Raw genomic sequence first — 17,506 nt, forward strand, 5'->3', positions numbered from 1 at the left:
CCGCTGCACCCGTCCCTCCCGCAACACCCACCCCCACAGGCCCACACCCCTCACTGGCACCCCACAGGAAGTTCCTCCCTCAGAGAGCGAGCCCCGCCATGCCCAGAACCGGACGCCTGACCACCACCGCGGCCGTCCTCGCCGCGATATCCGTCCTCGCCACCGCCTGTACGGGCCAGAGCGGCACCGAGGCCGCCGACGACCCGGCCAAGGACGTCACCCTCAACTTCTGGCACGGCTGGTCCGCGCCGAGCGAGACCAAGGCGATCGAGGAGAACATCGCCCGGTTCGAGAAGGCGCACCCGAACATCAAGGTCCAGGTCACGGGCAACATGACCGACGACAAGATCAACCAGGCGCTGCGCGCGGGCGGGGACAAGGCCCCCGACGTGGTCTCCTCCTTCACCACCGACAGCGTCGGCAAGTTCTGCAACTCCCGCGCCTTCGCCGACCTGGGCCCCTTCCTCAAGAAGTCCGGCGTGGACAAGGCGAAGGTCTTCCCCAAGACCCTGCTGGAATACACCCAGTTCAACGGCAACCAGTGCACGCTGCCGCTGCTGCACGACGCGTACGGCCTCGTCTACAACAAGACCGCCTTCACGGCCGCCGGCATCAGCGAACCCCCCAAGACGTGGAGCGAGTTCACCGAGGTCGCGCAGAAGCTGACGAAGCCGAAGGGGGATTCGTACGAGCAGGTCGGCCTGATGCCCACCTTCCACGGCTACGAGACGACCCCCATGCGGCTGGCCGCCCAGTGGAGCCCCTCCTACTTCGGCGCCGACGGCAAGTCCAACCTGGCCAAGGACCCGGCCTTCACGAAGATGCTGACCGCACAGAAGGACCTGGTCGGCAAACTCGGCGGCTACGAGAAGCTGGAGAGGTTCCGCAACACCTTCGGTGACGAGTGGAGCGCCGAACACCCCTTCCACACCGGCCAGGTGGCCATGCAGATCGACGGCGAATGGCGGGCCTCGATGGCGAAGGAGGCCGGTGTCCCGTTCGAGATCGGCACCGCGCCGCTGCCCGTCCCCGACGACCAGGCCGCCGACTACGGCAAGGGCTACCTCTCCGGCACGATCATGGGCATCGCCGCGGGCAGCAAGAAGCAGAACGCCGCCTGGGAACTGGTGAAGTACATGACGACCGACACCGAGGCGGTGGTGGCCTTCGCCAACGCCATCCACAACGTCCCGTCCACCCTGGCGGCCCTGGAGTCCCCGAACCTCCAGGTGTCCCCGGAGTTCAAGACCTTCCTCGACATAGCCCGGCACCCGAAGTCCAGCACCACCCCGGCCCAGGCCGACGGCGGCACCTACCAGCTGACCTTCCAGGACCTCGCCTACGGGGTCGAGAAGGGCGATGTCACCGACATCCCGGCTGGTCTCGCCAAGACCGACCAGCAGATCGACACGGACATCGCGAAGGCCAAGTAGCCCCGATGCCCTCCACGACCACTCACACCCTGCGGACGAAGCACCGGCGCTCCGCGCTGCGGACCGCGGCCTTCATGTCCCCCTGGCTCATCGGCTTCGGCGTCTTCTTCGCCTATCCGCTGCTGTCCACCGTGTACTTCTCCTTCACCCGGTACGACGGCTTCCGGCCGCCCGTCTTCAACGGCCTGGACAACTGGGGCTACGTCTTCTCCGACTACCCGCTGTTCTGGCCGGCGATGCGCAACACCCTGTGGCTGGTCGTGGTGATGGTCTCCTGCCGCGTCCTCTTCGGCCTCGGCATCGGCCTGCTCATCACGAAGATCAAGACGGGCGCAGGGATCTTCCGGACCCTCTTCTACCTGCCCTACCTGGCCCCGCCGGTCGCCGCGACCCTGGCCTTCGTCTTCCTGCTCAACCCCGGCACCGGCCCCGTCAACAGCCTGCTGGACGCGGCCGGGCTGCCCACTCCCGGCTGGTTCACCGACGCCGGCTGGTCCAAACCCGCGCTGACCGCCCTCGCGCTGTGGGGGGTGGGCGACCTGATGGTCATCTTCATGGCCGCGCTGCTCGACGTACCGAAGGAGCAGTACGAGGCCGCCGAGCTGGACGGGGCCGGGGCCTGGGCCCGCTTCCGGCACATCACCCTGCCGAACATCTCGCCGATCATCCTGTTCGCGGTGGTCACCGGGGTCATCCAGGCCATGCAGTACTACACCCAGCCGCTGGTGGCGGGGAAGGTGGCGGCCGGGGTGATCGGCGGCTCGGGCCAGCAGTTCGAGCCCGGCTACCCCGACAAGTCGACCCTGACCCTGCCCCAGCTCGTCTACAACCTCGGCTTCCAGCGCTTCGACTACGGCACCGCGTGCGTCGTCGCACTGGTCCTGTTCGCCCTCTCCATGGCCTTCACCGCGCTCCTGATGCGCCGCCGTGGCGGACTGATCGGAGCGGGTGAATGAGCACGCGCGTCAACAAGCCCGTACTGCACTGGATCGCCGTCCACTCCCTGGGCGTGGCGGCCGCCCTGTTCTTCGTCCTCCCCTTCGTGTTCCTGCTGCTCACCTCCCTGATGAACGACCGGCAGGCGCTGACCAGCGACCTGTGGCCGGACACCTGGGAGTGGGACAACTACGCCCAGGTGTGGAACACGCCGGGCTTCCTGACCTGGTGGCGCAACACCCTTCTGTACGCCGGACTCGGCACCCTGTTGACCGTGGTCTCCTCCGTGCCCGTCGCGTACGCGCTCGCCAAGTTCCGCTTCCGCGGGCGGCGGCTCTCCCTGCTGCTGGTGATCGCGATGATGATGCTGCCGCCACAGGTGGTGGTCATCCCGATGTACCTCTTCTGGGCCAAGCAGCTCGACCTGTCGGGCACCCTGTGGCCGCTGATCATCCCGATGGCGTTCGGCGACGCCTTCACCATCTTCCTGCTCCGCCAGTTCCTGCTGACCATCCCCGGCGAATACCTGGACGCGGCACGTGTCGACGGCTGCGGCGAGGTGCGCACCCTGCTGCGGGTCGTGCTGCCCATGGCGAAGCCCGGGATAGCCGCGGCGGCGCTGTTCCAGTTCTTCTGCGCCTGGAACGACTACTTCGGCCCGCAGATCTACGCCTCCGACAACCCGGCCGCCTGGACCCTCAGTTACGGACTGGAGTCCTTCAAGGGGGCGCACCACACCAACTGGAACCTGACCATGGCCGCGACCGTACTGGTCATGGCGCCCGTGATCGTCCTCTTCTTCCTCGCCCAGAAGGCGTTCGTCGAGGGAGTCACCCTGACCGGGGTGAAGGGCTAGCGACGTCCGCGGCGGCTCAGCTGCCCGCGCGTCCGTCGGACACACAAGGAGACCGACATGAAACTCGCAGTGGTGGGTGGCGGTTCCACCTACACCCCCGAGCTGATCGACGGCTTCGCGCGGCTGCGCGACACCCTGCCGATCGAGGAACTGGTGCTGATCGACCCCGCCGCCGAGCGGCTGGAGCTGATCGGCGGCCTGGCCCGCCGGATCTTCGCCCGGCAGGGGCACCCCGGCCTGATCACGACCACCTCCGACCTCGACGCGGGAGTCGACGGCGCCGACGCCGTCCTGCTCCAGCTGCGCGTCGGCGGGCAGGCCGCCCGCCTCCAGGACGAGACCTGGCCGCTGGAGTGCGGCTGCGTCGGGCAGGAGACCACCGGCGCGGGCGGGCTCGCCAAGGCGCTGCGCACCGTCCCGGTGGTCCTCGGCATCGCCGAGCGGGTCCGGCGGGCCAACCCCGATGCCTGGATCATCGACTTCACCAACCCGGTCGGCATCGTCACCCGGGCGCTGCTCCAGGCCGGTCACAAGGCGGTCGGCCTGTGCAACGTCGCCATCGGCCTCCAGCGGAAGTTCGCGGCCCTGCTGGACCTGGCACCGGCCGACATCCACCTGGACCACGTGGGGCTCAACCACCTCACCTGGGAGCTGGGCGTGCGCAGGGGCGGCCCGGGCGGCGAGGACCTGCTGCCGCGGCTGCTCGCCGAGCACGGCGACGCCGTCGCCGCCGACCTCCGCCTGCCGCGCGCCGTGCTGGACCGGCTGGGCGTCGTACCGTCGTACTACCTGCGGTACTTCTACGCGCACGACGAGGTCGTACGCGAGCTCGCGACCAAGCCCTCGCGGGCCGCCGAGGTCGCCGCGATGGAGCGGGAGCTGCTCGCCCTGTACGGGGACCCCGCGCTCGACGAGAAGCCGGCGCTGCTGGCCAAGCGGGGCGGCGCCTTCTACTCCGAGGCGGCCGTGGACCTGGCGGCCTCGCTGCTGGGCGACGGCGGACCGGCCGTCCAGGTGGTCAACACGCTCAACAACGGGACGCTGCCGTTCCTGCCGGACGACGCGGTCGTCGAGGTACAGGCACGGGTCGACGGCTCCGGTCCGGTACCGCTGGCCGTGCCGCGGCCGGACCCGCTGCACGCCGGCCTGATCGCGCACGTGACAGCGTACGAGGACCTCGCGCTGGACGCGGCGTTGCGCGGCGGCCGCGACCGGGTCTTCCGGGCGCTGCTGGCCCACCCGCTGGTCGGCCAGTTCGACCGTGCCGAGGGGCTGACGGACCGGCTCCTCGCGCACAACAAGGAGCACCTCGCATGGGCGTGACCCTCCCGGCCCTCCCTTCCGTACTGGCGATCGACGCGGGCAACAGCAAGACGGACGTGGCGCTCCTCGGTCCGGACGGCTCGGTGCTGTGCTCCGGGCAGGCCGGGGGCTTCCAGCCGTTCCGGACGGGTGTGCCCGCGGCCGTCGACGTGCTGGCCGAGGCGATGGCGGCGGCCGGGCTGCGGTTCGGCGCGGACCGCGGACCGGGCGCCCTGCACGTGTCGGCCTGTCTGGCCAACGCCGACTTCCCGGTGGAGGAACGGGAGCTGGCGCGCGAGATCCGGAGCCGGAACTGGGGCCGCGCGACGGCGGTGCACAACGACACCTTCGCGCTGCTGCGCGCCGGGCTGGCCGCGGACGCCGAGCCGTGCGGCGTCGCGGTGGTGTGCGGGGCGGGCATCAACTGCGTCGGGATGACCCCGGACGGGCGGACGGCGCGCTTCCCCGCGGTCGGCCGGATCTCCGGCGACTGGGGCGGCGGAGGCGGACTGGCCGAGGAGGCCCTGTGGTTCGCGGCCCGCGCCGAGGACGGGCGGGGCGAGGCGACGGATCTGGCCCGGGCGCTGCCCGCGCACTTCGGCCTCGACACGGTGTACGCGCTGATCGAGGAGATGCACCTGGACCGCATCCCGGGCACGCGACGGCACGAGCTGACCCCGCTGCTGTTCGCGGTGGCGGCCGCCGGGGACCCGGTGGCGCTGTCGCTGGTGCACCGGCAGGCGGACGAGATCGTGGCCATGGCAGCGGTGGCGCTGGGCCGCCTGGGCCTGCTGGAGCGGGAGGTCCCGGTGGTGCTGGGCGGCGGTGTGCTGACCGCCCGGCACCCGCAGCTGGACGAGCGGATCGCGGCGGGTCTCTCCGCACGGGCCCCGCGCGCGAGGATGTCGGTCGTGACGGCCCCTCCGGTACTGGGCGCCGGACTGCTCGGGCTGGACGCGCTCGGGGCCCCGCCGTCCGCCCACGGCAAACTCCGTGCCCATTTCGGGTGAACCTGCCCCGGGGGGCGTCCTGTCTGGAACCGTGGCGGTCGTAAGGACGTATTGACGGTGAAGGGGTGGCGGGGGCGGATCACCCGGGAAGCAGCACCGGGTGCTGTGGCCCGCCGTCGCTACGTCCATACTGCTGCGGAGCAAGGACAGGACGAGCAGGGACAGGACCGAGGGGGAGGTCACGGTGGCCATGACATCACGCGCGCCCGCGCCGGGGGGCGGTCTCGCCGTGCCGCCCGCCGGGCCGCAGGCGATGCCGCCGGGTGCCCCACCGGGGCGGGGCACCGCCTGGGCCGAGGGCGTGGAGCGGCTGCGCGCCGCAGCGACGACCGAGCCCGGCCGGCTGCGGATCATCGGTGCCGCGCTGGCCGCCCTGGTCCTGCTGTTCGGCGCGGTCGCCCTCTGGGAGATCTCCGGCCGGTCCGCCGCCGCCGACGACGTCGTGGGCCGCAGCCAGCCGCTGAGCGCGGACGCCGCGAGCATCTACCGATCCCTCGCGGACGCCGACACCGCCTCGTCCAGCGGCTTCCTGCTGGGTGCCACGGACGAGCGCGAAGTCCGCCAGCGGTACGAGAAGGACATAGCCAACGCCTCCAGGCTGCTGGTGAGCGCGGCCGCCAATACCGGGGGCAGCGATGACGGGCGCGCCCAGATCACCCTGCTGAGCGAGCAGCTGCCGCGGTACACCGGCCTGGTCGAACAGGCCCGGGCCGCGAACCGGCAGGGCCTGCCGCTGGGCGGCGCCTATCTCCGGTACGCGAACGAGCAGATGACCACCCAGCTGCTGCCGGCCGCGCAGCGGCTGTACGAGGCGGAGACGGGCCGGCTCTACACGGACTACGACGACGCCCGGTCCTGGCCGCTGGCCTCGCTCGCCGCGGGCCTGGTCGCGCTCGCCGCCCTGGCATGGGCGCAGCGGCGCAACTACCGGCGTACGAACAGGGTCTTCAACCACGGTCTGCTGGCGGCGACCGCCGCGTCCCTGGTGGTGCTGCTGTGGCTGGCCGTGGGGCACGCCGTGGCGCGCTCCTCGCTGAGTGAGGCCCGCACGCAGGGGCAGGAGTCCCTGAAGGTGCTCAACGACGCGCGGATCGCCTCCCTCCAGGCTCGGGCGGGCGAGAACCTCACCCTGATCGCGCGGGGCGCCGTACTGGCCGAGGACAAGAAGTCCGACAAGTACGACGTGGACTTCACGACCAACATGAAGGAGCTGGACGCCGGGCTCGCGACCGCGCTGCGGCTGGCCGACGACGAGGCCGGCCGGGCGCCGGTGACCCGTGCCGCGGACGGCGTGAAGCAGTGGAAGCAGCGGCACACGGCGGCCCGGGAGGCGGACTTGAAGGGCGACTACGAGGCCGCGCTGCCCCAGGTCGTCGGCGACAAGGACCACAAGGACAGCAGCGGGGCCGCCTTCGACGTCGTGGACGCCTCCCTGGAGCAGGCGGTGGCCCACGAGCAGCAGGAGTTCACCGGGGCGGCCCGGGGCGGGCTCGGCGCTCTGGGCGGCCTGCTGGCCGGCACGGCGGTCCTCGTGGTCGCCGGCGCGGCGGCGGCGCTGCTCGGCATCGGGCGCAGGCTTTCGGAGTACAGGTGAGAGCGATGCGGATACGAGCGATGCGAGCCGCCGAACGTCACGGGAACGGCGGGACCGCCGGGAGCGAGATGTCCGGGGTGTCCCGGGCGTCCGGAGTGCGGCGGCTGGCGGGCCGGCTGCGCGGCTGGGGCGGGGTGACCGCGATGGCCGCCGCCTGCGCCGTGACGGCGGGGGCCGTGCTGCTGCCGCTGGCCCGGGCGACTCCGGACGCCGGCCGCCCGCCGGCGCTCCGCGAGCCCGCCTCGGTGGCGGTGGCCCCGGCCGCGCCCTGGGTGCTCACCGACACCTGCCCGGACCCGGAGGCCAGCCTGCGCCCGTCCGGTCTGGACGGCGTGGCGATCGCCCGGATCAAGGCGGCCGGCAAACTCGTCGCGGGCGTGGACCAGAACAGCTTCCGCTGGGGCTACCGCAACCAGGCCAAGGAGGGCGGCGGCCTCGACGGCTTCGACATCGACCTCGTGAAGGCCATCGCGCAGGACATCCTGGGCGACCCGAACGCGGTCATCTACCGGGCCATCCCCACCAGCCAGCGCGTTCCGGCGCTCCAGGAGGGGCGCGTCGACATCGTCGTGCGGACCATGACCATCAACTGCAAGCGGCTGGAGGACGTCGCCTTCTCGACGGCCTACTTCGAGGCCGGGCAGCAGGTGCTGGCCACCAAGGGTTCGCCCATCACCGGGTACGACACCTCCCTGAAGGACAAGCGGATCTGCTTCGCCTCCGGTTCCACGGCTGAGGCGGCGCTGAAGTCGCAGTCGTACGGCTCGGTGCCGGTCGCCGTGCCCAACCAGCTGGACTGCCTGGTCCGCCTCCAGCTGGGCGAGGTGGACGGCATCATCACGGACAACGCCCTCGCGGCCGGCCAGGCCGCGCAGGACCCCTCGGTGCAGCTGGTCGGCTCGCCCTTCACCCGTGAGTTCTACGGTGTGGCGATGAACAAGGACGCCTCCGACCTGGTCCGCCGGGTCAACAAGGTGCTGGAGGGCTACCGTGCGGGCGGCAATGACAGCCCCTGGATGAGGTCGTACCTCAAGCACCTGGCGCCCGTGCTGCCCGGCGTGACCGGACCGCCCGCGCCCAAGTACCGGGACGGCTGAGGCCGGTGGCGGGCAGAGGACCGGAGGCGGAGCAGGACACCGGGCAGGACACCGGGCCGGGCACCCGGCCGGTCACGGAGGCGGAAGCGGAAGCGGAGGCACAGTCGTTGGAGGCGTGGCCGGCAGTGATGGACCGGGACGGCGTCGACCGCGCGCTGGCCCGGCTGGGCGCGGAGCACGAGGCCGTCGAGACCTCCCTGCTCGCCCTCCAGGACCACGCGGGGCGCCGGCTGCTGGAAGGCGCCGGGCTGACCGGGATCACCAAGGAGCGGTGGGCGGCCGCCGACGCGGACATCACCCGGCTGTGGCGGTACTTCGACGCCTACAGCGGGGCCCTGAGCGCCGCCCGGGAGGTCCGGGAGCGGCGCCGCTGGCCGAACCGCGAGGACCTGGTCGAGCTGACCGAGCGGCTGCGCGGACCCGGCGTGCTGATCGCCGGCGCCGCCGAGGAGGGCGTCGCGCTGGCGGAGCGGCTCTCGCTCGCCGAGCTGGTGGCCCGGATGAACGAGCTGTACGCGAGCTCGCTGGACGTGGTGGTCGCGGCCGACGCGGTGTGGTCGGCGCTGCCCGCGCGGATCGACCTGCTCGCCGCCGAGCTGCACCGCACCCGCTCCCTGGCCCACTCGGTGGGGGTGCGCCCGGGTGAACACCCCTCGGGCGACGACCTGGAGGCCATCACCGCCGAGCTGGCGGAGCTGCGCGCGCAGGTGATCGCCGACCCGCTGGCGTTCTGGGTGCCGGCGGCGGGCAGCTCCGCGCCCGGCGGCGGCCGGCCCGACACCGGGCGCTACGACCGCGCCGCGCTCGCGCTGGAGGACGTACGCCGGGAGGTCGAGGCCGTGCTGGACGTCCGGCAGGACGCCGAGCAGCGGCTGATCAGCCTGCGGGACGTGCTCTCGCGGGCCGACCGGACGCTCGCGGAGGCGCGGACCGCGCGCGGCGAGGTGCTGGCGAAGATCGCCGCGTCGGAGGTGCCCGCGGTGAGCGGCCCGCCGACGGCGCTGCAGGAGCAGCTCGCGGCGGCGGCCGAGCACCGGCGCCGGTCCCGCTGGCACCGGCTCTCCCCGCTGCTCGAATCGCTGGAGGAGCGGGCCGAGGAGGAACTCCGCAGGGCCCGTGAATCGTTGACAGCGGTGACGGCGCCCCTCGCGGTACGGGCCGAACTGCGCGGGCGGCTCGACGCGTACAAGGCGAAGGTCGCCCGGCACGGGCTGGCGGAGGACCCGCTGCTGATGGAGCGGTACGACACGGCCCGGCGGATGCTGTGGAGCGCGCCCTGCGACCTGCGGGTCGCCGAGCAGGCCGTTCTGCGCTACCAGCAGTCGGCGGCCGAGGCGTTGCAGGGCACGGGGGCTCCCGGAAAGGACGGCGCATGAGCCTGATAGGAACGGCGTGCGTTCGCCCCGGCTGCCCGGGGACGTACGAGGACATGGGTGGCGGCGAGCTGTACTGCGACACCTGCGGGCTGGCGCCCGTCGGCTCCGTCGCGGCGGGTGCCGACGAACTGGTGTCGCCGCCGACGGGGATGACGAGCGCCGCGCGCGGCTCCCTGGGGTCCGCCGGGTCCCGGGGGTCGTTCGGCTCACACGGGTCTCAAGGATCTCAGGGGTCTCAGGGCTCGCACGGTTCGGCGCGGTCCTCGGCCTCGGCGCGCTCGTCGCGTTCGTCGGGGTCCCGCCGCTCGGTGTCGGGGCGGCTCTCGCGCTCGCTGTCGGGCAGCGCCTCCACCCGGTCGGTGTCGGTGCGCAGTTCCGGCTCGGCGCCCTCGTCCTCGGGGCGCGGGCGCCTCGGGGCCGGGCTGGTCAACGTACCGGAGGTACCACGTCCGGATCCTTCGGCCGCGGTCCTGGAGAACCCGGAGGTGCCGGAGCGCAAGCGGTTCTGCTCGCGCTCGGACTGCGGCGCCCCGGTGGGACGGGCCCGGGGCGAGCGGCCGGGCCGTACGGAGGGGTTCTGCACCAAGTGCGGGCACCCGTACTCCTTCGTGCCCAAGCTCCGCGCGGGCGATGTGGTGCACGGCCAGTACGAGGTGGCCGGCTGCCTCGCGCACGGCGGGCTGGGCTGGGTGTACCTCGCGGTGGACCGGGCTGTCTCGGACCGGTGGGTGGTGCTCAAGGGCCTGCTGGACACCGGGGACCAGGACGCGATGGAGGCCGCGATCTCCGAGCGGCGCTTCCTCGCGGAGATCGAGCACTCCAACATCGTGCGGATCTACAACTTCGTGGAGCACCTGGACCAGCGGACCGGTTCGCTGGACGGGTACATCGTCATGGAGTACGTGGGCGGCAAATCCCTGAAGGAGATCGCGAACGAGCGGCGCCGGCCGGACGGCCGACGTGATCCGCTACCGGTGGAACAGGCGTGCGCGTACGGCATCGAGGCCCTGGAGGCACTCGGCCACCTGCACAGCAGAAACCTTCTGTACTGCGACTTCAAGGTCGACAACGCGATCCAGCAGCAGGACCAGCTGAAGCTGATCGACATGGGCGCGGTGCGGCGGATGGACGACGAACAGTCGGCCATCTACGGCACGGTGGGCTACCAGGCCCCGGAGGTCGCGGAGCTGGGTCCCTCGGTCGCCTCCGACCTGTACACGGTGGCGCGCACGCTGGCCGTGCTGACCTTCGACTTCCAGGGCTACACCAACGTGTTCGTGGACTCGCTCCCGGACCCGGAGCACATCGAGGTGTTCGGGCGGTACGAGTCCTTCTACCGGCTGCTCGTACGGGCCACCGACCCGGATCCGGGGCGGCGGTTCTCGTCCGCGCAGGAGATGGCTGACCAGCTGACGGGCGTGCTGCGGGAGGTGGTCGCCCTCCAGACGGGCCGGCCGCGGCCGCAGTTGTCCACGCTCTTCGGCCCGGAGCTGCGCGTTGCGGACACCCGGCTGTTCACCGACGCGCCGGGGGCCGCGGTCTCCCGGCTGGGCGAGCGGGTCGTGGTCTCCCGGCGGAGCAGGCTGTTCGGCGCCGGCCGCGCCCTGGCCGCGGCGGCTCCCGTGGCCGGGCCGTCGGCAGGCGCCGCCCCGCTCGCGGCCGGCGCACCCGGCCCGTGGCCCCAGCCTCCCCTCGGCGGGACCCCGCCCGGCGCGGCGTCCGTGCCCTCGCTGGGGACCACGGCCACGCATGTGACGGGTGCGCCGGTGCCCGGACCGCGGTCGGCGTCCGAGAGACCGGGGACACCGCCGAATCCGCCCGATCCGGCCGGGGCCCCGGGGGCCGCACCCGTAGCCGTGTCCCCGCCGCCCGCGGGAGCGACGACGCTCGACGCCCGTGAGACCGCGCTGGCGCTGCCCGTACCGCTCGTGGACGCCTCCGACCCCAACGCCGGTTTCCTCGCCGGCTTGCTGGCCACCGCGCCCGGCGACCTCCTGGGCGCCCTCGGCTCGGCGCCCGCCGATTCGGCCGAGCTGCGGCTGCGGGAGCTGCGGGCCCGGCTGGAGCTGGGCGAGCCGGCCGCGGCCGGCCGCGCCCTGGCCGAGCTGGAGGCCCGGCATCCGGACGACTGGCGGGTGGTGTGGGCCCGCGGGACCGCCTCGCTGGCCACCGGGGAGGACGAGATCGCGGCCCTGTCCTTCGACGCGATCTACGACGCCTTCCCGGGCGAGCCCGCGCCGAAGCTGGCCCTCGGGCTGTGCGCGGAGGTCCTGGGCCAGCTGGACAACGCGGCCGAGTACTACCGCCTCGTCTGGATCACCGACCCCGGATTCGTGAGCGCGGCCTTCGGGCTGGCCCGGGTCCAGCTGGCCGCCGGTGACCGGGACGGAGCCGTGCGCACCCTGGAGTCCGTACCGGAGGCCTCCATCCACTACACCGCCGCGCGGGTGGCGGCCGTACGCGCACGTCTGCGCGACCGGTCCCCTCAGGAGCCCCTGCTGGAGGATCTGACGGCCGCCGCCGACCAGGTGGAGGCGCTGCGGCGGTTCGGGCTGGACCCGGAGCGCCACGAGCGGCTCACGACGGAAGTTCTGGGCTCGGCCCTCGACTGGGTACTGTCGGGTTGTCGGGGTTCCGACCCCGCAAGGACCTCGCTGCTCGGCAGTCAACTGGACGAACGGGGCCTGCGCTTCGGCCTGGAGCGCTCGTACCGCGTACTCGCACGGCTGGCGCAGCGGGGCGAGGAGAGGATCGAACTGGTGGAGCGGGCAAACCGTTTCCGTCCCCGGACGTGGGTGTGATTGATGTCGATGCATCGGCTGTCGGGCTGCCCCAGCTGCGCGGAACCGCTGGAGGAGGGTGACCGTTTCTGCGGAGTCTGCGGCTACGCCGTCACCGCACCTCCCCCGGCTGCGTCCGCGGACCATCCGACGATCCCCCTGCCGACGGCGCCACCGGTCGCCGCCGCCGGACCCGCCCCCGGGCCCGCCCCGGGGTGGGGCAGCGCGGCCGCGGCCGCGCCGACCCTGGTCGACGGCCCGGCCGACTGGACCACGCCCGCGCCGGAGCCGGAGCCGGAGCCGCGCCCGGCCGCGCCCGCGGTGCCCGCCGCCGCGCCGGCCGGCCGGTACGACCTGCCCGGCGGCCCCGGCACACCGCCCGAGGGGACGCCGTGGGGGGCGGGCGAAGGCCCGCACCACACCGGCACCCCGTCGGAGGGCGTCCCGTGGAGTTCGGCCGAGCACACGCACGGCGCCGCGCCGGAGGGGCCGCAGGCCCGGTACGACACGCCCGGCGGCGCCGGCACGCCCCCGGAGGAGAGCCCGCGGGGCGCCGGGCCCGAGCACGAAGCCCCGTACGGCACCGCGCCGGGACAGGCGGACGGGGGCAAGACCTGCGTCGCCTGCCGCTCGGGTTACGTGGACACCGACGGGTACTGCGAGCACTGCGGACACGCCCAGCCCCGGGAGCGGGACCACCTCGAAGAGGAGCTCGGGAGCGTCGCCGCCGTCAGCGACCGCGGGCTGCGCCACCACCGCAACGAGGACTCGTTCGCGGTCGCCGCCACCGCCCTGCCCGACGGCTCCGCCGCCACCGTGGCCATCGTCTGCGACGGCGTCTCCTCCGCGAGCCGCCCCGACGAGGCCTCGGCGGCCGCGGCCGCCGCCGCCAACGAGGCCCTCCTCGACGCGCTCCCGCGCGGCGCCCATCCCCAGGAGGCCATGCACGACGCGATCCTGGCCGCGGCCGCCGCGGTCAACGCGCTGGCACCGCCGACCCCCGGCGCGCAGAACGCCCCCGCCTGCACCCTGGTCGGCGCCGTCGTCAGCGGCGGCCTGCTGACCATCGGCTGGGTGGGCGACAGCCGCGCGTACTGGGTCCCCGACGACCGTGCCGCCCTGCCCCGTCGGCTCACCGAGGACGACTCCTGGGCCGCCCAGATGGTCGCGGCCGGGCTGATGGGCGAGGCCGAGGCCTACGCCGACGTCCGCGCCCACGCCATCACCGGCTGGCTCGGGGCCGACGCGTACGACCTCGAACCGCACACCGCCATCTTCAAGCCGGACCACCCCGGTGTGGTCGTCGTCTGCACCGACGGCCTGTGGAACTACGCCGAGTCCGCGCGGGAGATGGCCCAGGTGCTGCCCGCGGACGCCGCCGTCCGGCCCTTGCACAGCGCACAAGTCCTGGTGGGGCATGCCCTCGACGGGGGCGGACACGACAACATCACCGTGGCCGTGGTGCCGTTCGCCGCCGCGCCCGCCGCGGAGAGCGGACCGGAACCGAAGCCTGGCGCGGAACCGGAACCGGGCCCGGAGAGACAAACGGAACCGGAAGTGCGCCCTCAGGCCTGACCCGCCTGCCCGAGCCAGCCCCTAGGAGTCCCACCGATGGCGAACTTCGCCAAGCCCAGCGCCCCGCGCTTCAGCGTGGAGGTGTACCAGAACGAGTTCCTCCCGCAGGGCGGGCGGGACGTCCACGCCATCGTCACGGTCACCTCCACCGGCGGTGCCACCGCCACCCGCGCGACGGCCGCCCAGGGCACGGCGGCCGTCGTGATCATGGTCGACTGCTCGGGCTCCATGGAGTACCCGCCGGAGAAGATGCGCGGCGCCCGCGAGGCCACGGCCGCGGCCGTCGACACCCTGCGCGACGGCACCTCCTTCGCCGTGATCGCCGGCACGCACGTGGCCAAGGAGGTCTACCCGGGTCAGGGCCGCCTCGCCGTCGCCGACCCGGTCACCCGCGCCCAGGCCAAGGAGGCGCTGCGCGGCCTCAGCTCCGGCGGCGGCACCGCCATCGGCACCTGGCTGCGCCTCGCCGACGGACTGCTGCGCCAGGCGCCCGCCGCCATACGGCACGGCATCCTGCTCACCGACGGCCGCAACGAGCACGAGGACCCGGCCGTGCTGCGCGCCACCCTCGACGCGTGCGCGGGCCGCTTCACCTGCGACGCCCGCGGGGTGGGCACCGACTGGGAGGTCAAGGAGGTCACCGGCATCGCGAGCGCGCTGCTCGGCTCCGCCGACATCGTGGCCGATCCGGCCCACCTCGCCGAGGACTTCACGCGCATGATGGAGAACGTCATGGGCAAGGAGGTCGCGGACGTCGCGCTGCGCCTGTGGACCCCGGTCGGGGCGGAGATCCAGTACGTCAAGCAGGTGGCGCCGGCCGTCCATGACCTGACCGACCGCCGCACCGAGGCGGGCCCGCGCGCCGGCGACTACCCGACGGGCTCCTGGGGCGACGAGTCCCGCGACTACCACGTGTGCGTGCGCGTCCCGAATGCGTCCGTGGGTCAGGAGATGCTCGCCGCCCGCGCCACGCTCGTCCTGCCGGGCGCGGCGGGCACGCCGGGGCAGAGCCCGCTCGTCCTCGCGCAGGGGCTGGTGCGCGCGGTGTGGACGGACGACCTGGCCGCCTCCACCGCGATCAACCCGCAGGTGGCCCACTACACCGGGCAGGCGGAACTCGCGCAGGCCATCCAGCAGGGACTGGAAGCCCGGAAACTGGGCGATGTGGACGGGGCCACGGCCAAACTCGGGCGCGCCGTGCAGCTGGCCAGTGCCTCCGGAAACGCCGACACCGCGAAACTCCTCGCGAAGGTGGTGGATGTCGTGGATGCCGCGGCGGGTACTGTGCGCCTGAAAGCGAAGGTTGCGGACGCCGACGAGATGACCCTCGAAACGCGTTCGACGCAGACCGTCCGAGTGAAGAAGTCCTGAGAACACCTGACGCGATGACGCAGGGAGAAGAAGGGGGAAGCGCCGCCATGCCGACCTGCCCGAACGGGCACCAGTCCGCCTCCGACGACTGGTGCGAGGTCTGCGGCCACCGCATGGCTGCCCCGGAGGGTCCCCCTCCGGCTCCCTCCTACGGCTACGGCTTCCCCCCGACCGCCGGTGAGCCGACCGCCCAGGCGGAGCTCTGCCCGCAGTGCCGGACCCCGCGCGAGGCCATGGCCCCGTTCTGCGAAGAGTGCCGGTACAACTTCCTGACGCGTACGGCGACTTCGTACACCCCTCTCGCCCCTGACCCGGGGCCCCAGGGGACCGGCGCCGCGCCGCAGTCGGCACCCCCGTCCGCGCCGCCGTCCGCGCCTCAGCCGCCCGTGCCGACGCCCGGGGCGTACTCCCAGGACCACTTCGAGTACCAGGGCTCGCGGCCGTCCCGGGTCAACCGGCCGGCCGAGCCGCTCCAGCGCGAGGACGACTGGCTGCTGCCGCCTCCCGCGCACGAGCCGCAGCAGGAGTACCAGCAGCCCGCGCAGCCCCAGTACCAGCAGCAGCCCCCGGCGCCGCCGCAGCAGCGCGAGTACCAGCAGGAATACCAGCAGCACCAGCCCCCGCAGCCGCAGCAGTACCAGCAGCAGCCTCCGCCACAGCAGCAGTCCTACCCGTCCCAGAGCGGCTCCTGGACCGCGACGATCGGCCCCGACCGCTCGTACTTCATGGCGATGATGCAGCGCAGCGGCCCCGAGGCGGCCGGGCTCAACCTGCCCGCGTACTCCCCGGAGCAGCACCTGCCGCTCTCCGGCGGCCAGATCACCATCGGCCGCCGCCGCGCCTCCACGGGCGAGTCCCCCGACATCGACCTGTCGGTGCCCCCGGAGGACCCGGGCGTCTCCCACCAGCACGCGGTCCTCGTCCAGCAGCCCGACCTCAGCTGGGCGGTGGTGGACCAGAACTCCACCAACGGCACCACCATCAACGGCGGCGAGGAGCCGATCCAGCCCTACGTCCCGGTCCCGCTCACCGACGGCGACCGTGTCCACGTGGGCGCCTGGACCACGATCACCATCCGCCGGGGCTGATTCCGCCGGACTGATTCACCCCTCCCCCAGGGGCCACGAGTAGGGCCCCTGGGGGTCGTCGAGCCATGACCACTGGCCCTCGGCGGTGACGGTGACCCCGAAGCGCTCCCGGGCCGGGCGGCCCTCGCGCCGCCACAGGTCCAGGGCCTCCCGGGGATGCAGGACGCCCGCGGTCAGCACGAGCATGAACTGGAAGCGCTCGTTCTCCACCAGCTCGTACGGGAGCCCGTACGGCACCCCGGCCGACGGCTGCGGCGCCGCCGTGGCCCCGCGCAGCGGAACGAAGTACGCCGGGTTGTGCAGGAAGCGGCCCTCGGCGAAGTCGGCGTCCCTGACCGTGAGCGCGATCAGCCCGGTCGACAGCGGGGCCAGGATCCGCGCCCCGGGCCGGCACTGGGCCGGCCAGGTGTGCGGGACGAGCGGCAGCGTGCAGGTCACCATGATCCGGTCGAACGGGGCCCGGGCGGGACAGCCGCGCGCCCCGTCGCCCGTGACCACCACCGGGTGGTAGCCGAGCTCGGCCAGGTGGGCACGCGCGGACTCGGTGATCTCCTCGTCGAGGTCCACGGTGGTGACGAGGTCGTCGCCGAGCCGGTGGCACAGCAGGGCGGCGTTGTAGCCGGTGCCCGCGCCGATCTCCAGCACGTTGTCGCCGTCGCGCACGTCCAGCGCCCGGAGCATCTTCGCCATCAGCGAGGGCTGGCTGCTGGAGGAGACCAGCTCGCCGTCGCGCAGCCGGGTCGCGAGCGGGGTGTCCTCGTAGACCCCGCGCAGCCAGCGGGCCCGGCGTTCGGGGTCGGGGTCCTCGGCCCAGAGCCGTTCGTGGCCGGCGCCGCGGCTGGTCCAGAAGTAGGGGACGAAGACGTGCCGGGGAACGGCGGCGAACGCCGCCCGCCAGGCCGGGTCGTCCAGCACCCCGGCCGCCGTCAGCTCGCGCACCTGTGCGGCGTGCGCGGTTTCGCGCAGGTCCCGTACGCGGGTGGTGCGAGAGGTGTGTGCGCCCATGACTCAACTGTCCTGCGGGCCGCCCTCGGGTGCGACCTCGCGGAGTCCGCGCGGGCGCGGTGCAGGGGGTCCTAGGACCCCGG

The 17,506-nt window shown here is 73.4% G+C and carries 13 protein-coding genes; 12 read left to right on the forward strand and 1 reads right to left on the reverse strand.

The features are described 5' to 3' along the window. Positions 1–98 precede the first annotated feature (98 nt). The 12 genes from OG737_RS09490 to OG737_RS09545 all read left to right on the forward strand — a co-directional run bounded on the left by OG737_RS09490 (position 99) and on the right by OG737_RS09545 (position 16,418). Positions 99–1,433 (forward strand): ABC transporter substrate-binding protein, encoded by a 1,335-nt coding sequence (locus OG737_RS09490; protein ID WP_328925763.1) that lies wholly within the window; start codon positions 99–101, stop codon positions 1,431–1,433. A 5-nt stretch (positions 1,434–1,438) separates the two neighbouring features. Then, positions 1,439–2,389 (forward strand): sugar ABC transporter permease, encoded by a 951-nt coding sequence (locus OG737_RS09495; protein ID WP_328925764.1) that lies wholly within the window; start codon positions 1,439–1,441, stop codon positions 2,387–2,389. Next, positions 2,386–3,225: a carbohydrate ABC transporter permease gene (locus OG737_RS09500; RefSeq protein WP_328925765.1), complete on the forward strand. Its 840-nt coding sequence runs from the start codon at positions 2,386–2,388 to the stop codon at positions 3,223–3,225. Before OG737_RS09495 ends, OG737_RS09500 begins: the two co-directional genes overlap by 4 nt. Before the next feature lie 57 nt (positions 3,226–3,282). After that, the gene (locus OG737_RS09505; RefSeq protein WP_405921407.1) at positions 3,283–4,548 is read left to right on the forward strand and encodes a 6-phospho-beta-glucosidase; all 1,266 of its coding nucleotides are present in this window, start codon (positions 3,283–3,285) and stop codon (positions 4,546–4,548) included. Then, complete coding sequence (locus OG737_RS09510; RefSeq protein ID WP_405921408.1) at positions 4,539–5,537, forward strand: N-acetylglucosamine kinase; 999 nt, start codon at positions 4,539–4,541, stop codon at positions 5,535–5,537. Before OG737_RS09505 ends, OG737_RS09510 begins: the two co-directional genes overlap by 10 nt. A gap of 253 nt (positions 5,538–5,790) precedes the next feature. Next, on the forward strand, positions 5,791–7,131 hold the full coding sequence (locus OG737_RS09515; protein ID WP_328930268.1) for a hypothetical protein: 1,341 nt from the start codon (positions 5,791–5,793) through the stop codon (positions 7,129–7,131). Between the two features lie 68 nt (positions 7,132–7,199). Further along, positions 7,200–8,228 carry a glutamate ABC transporter substrate-binding protein gene (locus OG737_RS09520; protein ID WP_328930269.1) on the forward strand — a complete coding sequence of 343 codons (1,029 nt, stop codon included), beginning with the start codon at positions 7,200–7,202 and terminating at the stop codon, positions 8,226–8,228. Positions 8,229–8,356: 128 nt separating this feature from the next. After that, positions 8,357–9,604 (forward strand): hypothetical protein, encoded by a 1,248-nt coding sequence (locus OG737_RS09525; RefSeq protein WP_328930270.1) that lies wholly within the window; start codon positions 8,357–8,359, stop codon positions 9,602–9,604. Positions 9,605–9,609: 5 nt separating this feature from the next. Further along, a complete protein-coding gene (locus OG737_RS09530) occupies positions 9,610–12,405 on the forward strand; it encodes a tetratricopeptide repeat protein (RefSeq protein WP_405922406.1) in 2,796 nt (931 codons plus the stop codon). A 3-nt stretch (positions 12,406–12,408) separates the two neighbouring features. Continuing rightward, positions 12,409–13,959 (forward strand): protein phosphatase 2C domain-containing protein, encoded by a 1,551-nt coding sequence (locus tag OG737_RS09535; RefSeq protein ID WP_405921409.1) that lies wholly within the window; start codon positions 12,409–12,411, stop codon positions 13,957–13,959. A gap of 36 nt (positions 13,960–13,995) precedes the next feature. After that, positions 13,996–15,330, forward strand: coding sequence for a vWA domain-containing protein (locus OG737_RS09540; protein ID WP_405921410.1), 1,335 nt, complete (start codon positions 13,996–13,998; stop codon positions 15,328–15,330). Positions 15,331–15,377: 47 nt separating this feature from the next. After that, positions 15,378–16,418, forward strand: coding sequence for an FHA domain-containing protein (locus OG737_RS09545; protein ID WP_328925771.1), 1,041 nt, complete (start codon positions 15,378–15,380; stop codon positions 16,416–16,418). Between the two features lie 15 nt (positions 16,419–16,433). On the opposite strand, the gene OG737_RS09550 is transcribed toward OG737_RS09545, so the two are convergent. Next, positions 16,434–17,423 carry a methyltransferase domain-containing protein gene (locus OG737_RS09550; RefSeq protein WP_328925772.1) on the reverse strand — a complete coding sequence of 330 codons (990 nt, stop codon included), beginning with the start codon at positions 17,421–17,423 and terminating at the stop codon, positions 16,434–16,436. Between the last annotated feature and the right edge of the window lie 83 nt (positions 17,424–17,506).

Origin of the sequence: Streptomyces sp. NBC_00122 (assembly GCF_045160845.1) — a bacterium.
Classification (GTDB): Bacteria; Actinomycetota; Actinomycetes; order Streptomycetales; family Streptomycetaceae; genus Streptomyces.

Excerpts from the sequence above, each read along its gene's own strand:
- OG737_RS09490 (WP_328925763.1), top strand. The coding sequence starts at position 99 with ATGCCCAGAACCGGACGCCTGACCACCACCGCGGCCGTCCTCGCCGCG.
- OG737_RS09495 (WP_328925764.1), top strand. The coding sequence starts at position 1,439 with ATGCCCTCCACGACCACTCACACCCTGCGGACGAAGCACCGGCGCTCC.
- OG737_RS09500 (WP_328925765.1), top strand. The coding sequence starts at position 2,386 with ATGAGCACGCGCGTCAACAAGCCCGTACTGCACTGGATCGCCGTCCAC.
- OG737_RS09505 (WP_405921407.1), top strand. The coding sequence starts at position 3,283 with ATGAAACTCGCAGTGGTGGGTGGCGGTTCCACCTACACCCCCGAGCTG.
- OG737_RS09510 (WP_405921408.1), top strand. The coding sequence starts at position 4,539 with ATGGGCGTGACCCTCCCGGCCCTCCCTTCCGTACTGGCGATCGACGCG.
- OG737_RS09515 (WP_328930268.1), top strand. The coding sequence starts at position 5,791 with ATGCCGCCGGGTGCCCCACCGGGGCGGGGCACCGCCTGGGCCGAGGGC.
- OG737_RS09520 (WP_328930269.1), top strand. The coding sequence starts at position 7,200 with ATGTCCGGGGTGTCCCGGGCGTCCGGAGTGCGGCGGCTGGCGGGCCGG.
- OG737_RS09525 (WP_328930270.1), top strand. The coding sequence starts at position 8,357 with ATGGACCGGGACGGCGTCGACCGCGCGCTGGCCCGGCTGGGCGCGGAG.
- OG737_RS09535 (WP_405921409.1), top strand. The coding sequence starts at position 12,409 with ATGTCGATGCATCGGCTGTCGGGCTGCCCCAGCTGCGCGGAACCGCTG.
- OG737_RS09540 (WP_405921410.1), top strand. The coding sequence starts at position 13,996 with ATGGCGAACTTCGCCAAGCCCAGCGCCCCGCGCTTCAGCGTGGAGGTG.
- OG737_RS09545 (WP_328925771.1), top strand. The coding sequence starts at position 15,378 with ATGCCGACCTGCCCGAACGGGCACCAGTCCGCCTCCGACGACTGGTGC.
- OG737_RS09550 (WP_328925772.1), bottom strand. The coding sequence starts at position 17,423 with ATGGGCGCACACACCTCTCGCACCACCCGCGTACGGGACCTGCGCGAA.